The sequence below is a fragment of the Pseudomonas sp. NDM genome (assembly GCF_003105095.1).
Lineage (GTDB): Bacteria > Pseudomonadota > Gammaproteobacteria > Pseudomonadales > Pseudomonadaceae > Aquipseudomonas > Aquipseudomonas moraviensis_A.
Map to the genome: position 1 here is coordinate 1 of NZ_QETJ01000312.1, position 1,644 is coordinate 1,644.

At 62.5% G+C, this 1,644-nt stretch carries 2 protein-coding genes; both read right to left on the minus strand.

The genetic code is table 11. The features are described from left to right. Nucleotides 1-83: 83 nt before the first annotated feature. Nucleotides 84-827 carry a pyridoxine 5'-phosphate synthase gene (pdxJ, locus tag DCO47_RS26695; RefSeq protein WP_064364394.1) on the minus strand — a complete coding sequence of 248 codons (744 nt, stop codon included), beginning with the start codon at nt 825-827 and terminating at the stop codon, nt 84-86. A 39-nt stretch (nt 828-866) separates the two neighbouring features. Beyond that, nucleotides 867-1,556, minus strand: a complete 690-nt coding sequence (gene recO / locus DCO47_RS26700) for a DNA repair protein RecO (protein ID WP_064364395.1) — start codon at nt 1,554-1,556, stop codon at nt 867-869. Nucleotides 1,557-1,644 lie beyond the last annotated feature (88 nt).

A 1,644-nucleotide genomic window follows, 5' to 3' on the forward strand; every position in this document is an offset into this window, starting at 1 on the left:
TAGCGGTGTGTCAGTCAATTTGATGTTGGCTGACACACCGCTATCGCGAGCAGGCTCACTCCTACAGGGGGTTGCGGTGTGGCTTATTGCTTGGCGGCCGCGAGGATCAGCGCTTTCATTTCGGACACAGCCGACTTGAAGCCGACGAACAACGCATGCGCCACCAGCGCGTGGCCGATGTTCAGTTCGTTGATGCCCTTGATCGCCGCCACGGCCTCGACGTTGTGGTAATGCAGGCCATGCCCGGCATTGACGATCAGGCCCTGCGCCAGACCGAATGCGACGCCATCAGCGACACGCTTGAGCTCTTCAGCCACTTCGGTCGGGGTTTCGGCATCGGCGTAGCGACCGGTATGCAGCTCGATGGCCGGCGCACCAACGCGCCTGGACGCGGCGATCTGGCGCTCGTCAGCATCGATGAACAGCGACACTTCGCTGCCGATTTTCGACAAACGTTCGACCGCAGCCCTGATGCGCTCTTCCTGCCCCGCTACATCCAGGCCACCTTCGGTGGTCAATTCCTGACGGGTTTCCGGGACCAGACAGATGTGCGCCGGGCGAATGCGCTCGGCGAACGCCATCATTTCTTCGGTGACGCCCATTTCGAAATTCATGCGCGTTTGCAGCACATCCTTGAGCAGCAGCACGTCGCGCTCCTGGATATGCCGGCGATCTTCGCGCAGGTGCACGGTGATGCCATCGGCGCCCGCCTCTTCTGCGTCCAGCGCCGCCTTGACCGGGTCCGGGTAGCGCGTGCCACGGGCCTGACGCAGGGTGGCGACGTGGTCGATGTTCACGCCGAGAAGAATGCGATTGCTGCTGGTCACGGATGCGCTCCTGAATTGAGAGATTCGGCGCACAGCATATCAGGGCTTGCGAAACAGCTCGCGACTGACAAGCGGACGCCCGCCCAAATGTACCGCGAGTGCCTGGCGCATCAGACGCTTGGCCGCTGACAGCGCACCGGGCGCCGACCAGTCGGCCTCGGCCATGGCCAGCAGTTCAGTGCCGTTGAACAGGCCCGGCTGCAGCAGATAAACCCGCTCGAGTCCGGCGTCCACTTGTAACCGATAGAGACCGTCCGCAGCCACAGGCTCACCGTGAATGTCGGTGTTCATGGAGAAGCCGTAGCCGAGATCATCAAGCAATCGCCATTCGAAGGAGCGCAGCAACGGTTCCAGTGGTCGACCTTCGGCCAAGGCCAGCAGGGTCGCGGCATAGTGGTCGAACACTCCTGGGTGCGGATCTTCCGCGGGCAACAGGCGAATCAGCAATTCATTGAGGTAGAGACCGCTGAACAGCGCCTCGCCGTTGAGCCATGCGGAGGTGCCGGAGCTCTCCATACGCCCGACATTCTTCAGCTCACCCTTGCCACGGAATTCAACCTCCAGCGCCACGAACGGCCGCGCCAGTGTGCCGGCCTTGCCCCGCGCACTGCGCAACACCGCCCGCAGCCGCCCTTGCGGCGTGAGGAAATCCACCAGTGCACTGGTTTCGCGGTAGGCGCGCGAGTGCAGGACGTAGGCGGGTTGGGCGGGAGGCGGGGTTTGCGACATGAATGTTGTTTCCCGGGTGGGATTGCAAAAAAGATCGCAGCCTTCGGCAGCTCCTACAATGTCTTGTGTACACCTGTAGGAGCTGCCG